The sequence below is a fragment of the Neoroseomonas rubea genome (assembly GCF_016106015.1).
Classification (GTDB): Bacteria; Pseudomonadota; Alphaproteobacteria; order Acetobacterales; family Acetobacteraceae; genus Neoroseomonas; species Neoroseomonas rubea.
Genome location: NZ_JACADQ010000337.1, coordinates 1 through 4,574 on the forward strand (window position 1 = coordinate 1; position 4,574 = coordinate 4,574).

4 protein-coding genes are annotated in these 4,574 nt (G+C 71.5%); all 4 read right to left on the minus strand.

From position 1 onward, the window contains the following. Positions 1-751, minus strand: a 751-nt coding sequence (locus HW577_RS21160; RefSeq protein WP_198378103.1) for an AAA family ATPase, incomplete at its 3' end; no start/stop codon positions are given. A gap of 13 nt (positions 752-764) precedes the next feature. Further along, positions 765-1,628 carry an outer membrane protein assembly factor BamD gene (locus HW577_RS21165; protein WP_232475117.1) on the minus strand — a complete coding sequence of 288 codons (864 nt, stop codon included), beginning with the start codon at positions 1,626-1,628 and terminating at the stop codon, positions 765-767. 55 nt (positions 1,629-1,683) lie between these two features. Beyond that, complete coding sequence (gene lpxC / locus HW577_RS21170) at positions 1,684-2,619, minus strand: UDP-3-O-acyl-N-acetylglucosamine deacetylase (RefSeq protein WP_198378106.1); 936 nt, start codon at positions 2,617-2,619, stop codon at positions 1,684-1,686. A 192-nt stretch (positions 2,620-2,811) separates the two neighbouring features. Further along, positions 2,812-4,356, minus strand: coding sequence for a cell division protein FtsZ (ftsZ, locus tag HW577_RS21175; RefSeq protein ID WP_198378104.1), 1,545 nt, complete (start codon positions 4,354-4,356; stop codon positions 2,812-2,814). Between the last annotated feature and the right edge of the window lie 218 nt (positions 4,357-4,574).

A 4,574-nucleotide genomic window follows, 5' to 3' on the forward strand; every position in this document is an offset into this window, starting at 1 on the left:
CCTCGCGCAGTGCGCGCGCCGGCGTGGCGGCGCGGCGGTCGCGCGGCGTCAGCTCGGCGATGGCGGCGGCGATCGCCTCGGCGCGGCGTTCGCCCTGCTGGAGGCGCTGGCGCTCGACGGCGAGGCTCTCCTCCTCCCCTTCCTCGGGCTTGAGTTCGGCGAGTTCGGCGACCGCGTGGCGCAGCCATTCCTCCTCCCGCTGCGCGCTCGCGATCGCTTCGCGCGCCTCGGCCAGCCGCTTCGTGGCTGTGCGCCAGGCGGACCATGCCTCGGCGGTCGCGGCGCGCCGGCGGTCCAGCGTGCCGAAGGCGTCGAGCAGCCCGGCATGGCTCGCGGGATCGGCGAGGCCCACCTGGTCGTGCTGGCCCTGCACCTCGACGAGTGTCGCGCCGAGGCGGCGCAGCAGCGCGACGCCGACCGGCTGGTCGTTGACGAAGGCGCGGGAGCGGCCATCGGCCTGCACGACGCGGCGCAGCACCAGGTCCTCCTCCGGCTCGATCCCCTGCTCGCGCAGGATGTCGAAGGCGGGATGGCCGGCGGGCGGGGCGAAGGAGGCGGCGACGGAGGCCTGCGGCTGCCCGCTGCGGACCATGCCCGCTTCGGCGCGGCCGCCAAGGGCGAGGCCGAGGCTGTCGAGCAGGATGGACTTGCCCGCCCCCGTCTCGCCGGTGAGCGCCGTGAGCCCCGCGCCGAAGGCAAGGTCGAGGCGCTCGATCAGCACCACGTCGCGGATGGACAGCCCGGCGAGCACGCCGTGCCCCCCGTCAGAAGAGCCAGTTGAGCGTGCGGGTCATGAACCCCGGCCGGGACGGCGTCGCGGCCGGCGCGCCTTCCACCAGCAGCGCGTAGGAATCCTGGTACCAGGTGCTGCCCGGATAGTTGTGGCCGAGCACGGAGGCGGTGCGGCGCGCTTCCTCGGTCAGGCCGAGCGAGATGTAGATCTCGGTCAGGCGGTGCAGCGCCTCGGGCACGTGGTTGGTGGTCTGGTATTCCTCGACCACGCGGCGGAAGCGGCCGATCGCGGCCTGGGGAAGGCCCTGGCGCTGGTACCAGCGGCCGATATGCATCTCCCGCCCCGCCAGATGGTCGCGGGCGAGGTCCATCTTCAGCCGGGCGTCGCGGGCATAGGCGCTGTCGGGGAAGCGGTTCACCACTTCCTGTAGCGCGTCCATCGCGATCTGCGTCTGGCGCTGGTCGCGTTCCGCGTCGTTGATCTGCTCGTATTGCGAGAGGGCGCGCAGATAGTAGGCGTAGGCGATGTCGCGATGCGCCGGGTGCAGCTGGATGAAGCGCTCGAGCGCGCCGATCGCCTCGGTGTAGCGGTTGCGCTGGTATTCGGTGTAGGCGGCCATGAGCTTCGCGTTGGTCGCCCAGGTGGAATAGGGGTGCTCGCGCTCCACCGCGTCGAACAGGTCGACGGCGCGCTGGAAGCGGTTCTGCCGCAGCTCCTGCATGCCGGCGGCATAGAGCGCTTCGGGCGACTGCTCCGCGGCATTCGCCGGCGCCGTGTTGCCGCGGACAAGGGATGGGTCCTGGCCGGTGCCCTGCTGGAAGCGGGCGCCGCCGCAGGCCGCGAGGAGAAGCAGGATGAGAACGGGCAGGATCGGGCGAATCATCGTCTCGGCCATGGTGTCGGGCCGCTCTATATCACGGCCCGCGGTCCGCCCGCCAAGCGGCCGCGGATCAGGCCGCGACCGAGGCGGCGGCCCGGGCGCCGGAAATGCCCTCGGCGAGGGTCGGGACGCCGACCATGCGCCAGGCGCTGGCATCGGCGAAGAGCGCGCGCAGCAGGCGGTTGTTCAGGGCATGGCCCGAGCGGCTGCCGCGGAAGCGCGCGCGCAGCGGGGCGCCGGCCAGCGCAAGGTCGCCCACCACGTCGAGCAGCTTGTGGCGCACGAATTCATCCGCGCGGCGCAGCCCGCCGGGGTTGAGCACCATCGGCCCGTCGACCACCACGGCGTTCTGCAGGCTGCCGCCCTGGGCCAGGCCGGCGGCGCGCAGACGGGCCACGTCCTCGGCCAGGGTGAAGGTGCGCGCGTCGGCGAGGCCTTCGCGGAAGGCGTGCGGCGACAGGCGCATCGAGACGGCCTGGCGGCCGATCGCGGTGTTCGGGAAGTCGATCTCGAGCTCCGCGTCGAAGGCGGACTCGCGCGCGGGCAGGAGCTCGGCGAAGGCGCCGGAGGCATCCTCGACGCGGATCGGGCGCAGCACCTCGATCGCGCTGCGCGGGGCCGCCGTGGTGGCGATGCCGGCGCAGTCGATGAGGAAGACGAAGGGGGCGGCGGAGCCGTCCATGATCGGCGCCTCGGGCCCGTCGACCTCGACGAAGGCGTCGTCGATGCCGGTGCCGGCGAGGGCAGCCATCACGTGCTCGATCGTGCCGATGCGGGCCTGGCCTTCGCCGATCGCCGTGCACAGGCGCGTGTCGATGACGCGGTCGAAGGCTGCGGGGATGTCGATGCCGAGGTCGGTGCGGCGGAAGACGATGCCGGTGCCCGCCGCGGCGGGGCGGAGCGTCAGCTCGGCACGCTGGCCGGAATGCAACCCGGTGCCGACGCACCCGATGGGTGCCTTCAGCGTCCTGCGCCGTCCTGCCTCCGCGGTGACGAAACCGTCCATGCGCCCTGTACCCTTCTTGGCGGCGCCTACGACGGGATATTCCGCGACGCACAACGCCCCGGTGCACAGAAGCATCTGCGTCACCGGGGCGCCATTCAACCCTTGTTTCTCTGTATTACGCCGCAAGCCCTTGAATTAGCAGGATTTTTGCGGCGCAAAATACGGCGGAATCTAGGCAGTTCCGAGGCCGGTTCAGTTGCTCTGGCGGCGGAGGAAGGTTGGGATCTCGAGGCCCATCTCGTCCTGCGGTTGTGCCGCGCGCGGAGCCGGTCGCGCCGAGGGTGCAACCGAGGGCTCGACCCGCATGACCGGCGCCGCCGGCGCGGTTGCCGGGGCGGTCTCCGGCAGGTTGCGCCGCATCATGCTGCTGCCCAGGCCGGTCGCCTTCTGGAACAGGCCGCGCAGCGCGCCGCCGCTCTGGCGCGGCGTATCCACCACTGCCGGGCGATGCGCGTGCATGGCCGGCATCGGCTCGGCGACCGACGGGGCGAGCATGACCGGCGGCTGCTCGGCCATGGGCTGCTGCGGCTGGAGGTCCAGCGCTTCCTCCTCCTGCTGGGCGGGGGAGGTGTCGACGACCGCCTGGCGGAGCGTCGCCATGGTGGTGGCTGGCAGCGGCGCCGCGGCGGGGGCGGCGACCGGGCGGATGAAGGAGGTCGGCGCGCTGCGCGGCGCGGCGGAGGGAACCGCCTGGGTCGAAACCGCCTGGATCGGCGCGCCGCCGCCCATGGCGACGACCTTGAGCGGCACTTCCTGCTTCGCCGTCGCGACATCGATGCCGGTGGCGACGACGGAGACGCGGACGCGCCCGTTCATGCCCTCATCGACCGAGGTGCCGAAGATGATGTTCGCGTCCTCGTCCACTTCCTTGCGGATGCGGTTGGCGGCCTCGTCCACCTCGAACAGCGTCATGTCGTAGCCGCCGGTGATGTTGATCAGCACGCCCTTTGCACCCGCCATCGAGATGTCCTCGAGCAGCGGGTTGTTGATGGCTGCCTCGGCGGCCTTGCGGGAGCGGTCCTCGCCCTCGGCCTCGCCCGTGCCCATCATCGCCTTGCCCATCTCGGCCATGACGGTGCGGATGTCGGCGAAGTCGAGATTGACCATGCCCGGGTTGACCATCAGGTCGGTCACGCCGCGCACGCCCATGTAGAGCACGTTGTCGGCCATCTTGAACGCTTCCTGGAAGGTGGTGCGTTCATTGGCAAGTCGGAACAGGTTTTGGTTCGGGATGACGATCAGCGTATCGACGAACTGCTGCAGTTCCTCGATGCCGCTCTCGGCCGACTTCTTGCGCTTGGGGCCTTCGAAGTCGAAGGGCCGCGTCACGACGCCGACGGTCAGGATGCCGCGTTCGCGCGCCATGCGGGCGATGACCGGCGCGGCCCCCGTGCCCGTGCCGCCGCCCATGCCGGCGGTGATGAAGATCATGTGCACACCCTCGATGTGGCGTGCCAGTTCCTCCATCGCCTCTTCCGCGGCGGCGCGCCCGATCTCGGGCTTCGCACCGGCGCCGAGGCCCTGCGTCAGGTGCGGGCCAAGCTGCACGCGGCGTTCCGCGCGCGAGTGGAACAGCGACTGGCTGTCCGTGTTGGCGACGAGGAATTCCACCCCGTCCAGCCCCATGGCAATCATGTTGTTGACCGCGTTGGTGCCACCGCCGCCGACGCCGACGACCGTGATGCGCGGGCTGAAATCCGTGTGCGTGCTGGTCGGCACGGTCAGGTTCAGGGTCATGGGCGGGCCTCCTGTCCGAAGTTCTCTACGGGGTCGCTTCGATTCGTGGCGAGAGGGCGCATCACACCTTCTCCCGGACCCAGTTCACGAAGCGGCGGAAGGCGGAACCGGCGCGGGCCGGCCCCGGGGCGATGTCGAGCACGGGGCGGCCTTCGCCGGCGCCCCACAGCAGCAGGCCGACGGCGCCCGCGAAGGCGGGGCCGGAGGCGGCCTCGGCG

What these genes read in the sequence shown, in the direction of transcription:
- lpxC (WP_198378106.1), bottom strand. Translation starts at nt 2,619, where the DNA reads ATGGACGGTTTCGTCACCGCGGAGGCAGGACGGCGCAGGACGCTGAAG.
- HW577_RS21165 (WP_232475117.1), bottom strand. Translation starts at nt 1,628, where the DNA reads ATGGCCGAGACGATGATTCGCCCGATCCTGCCCGTTCTCATCCTGCTT.
- ftsZ (WP_198378104.1), bottom strand. Translation starts at nt 4,356, where the DNA reads ATGACCCTGAACCTGACCGTGCCGACCAGCACGCACACGGATTTCAGC.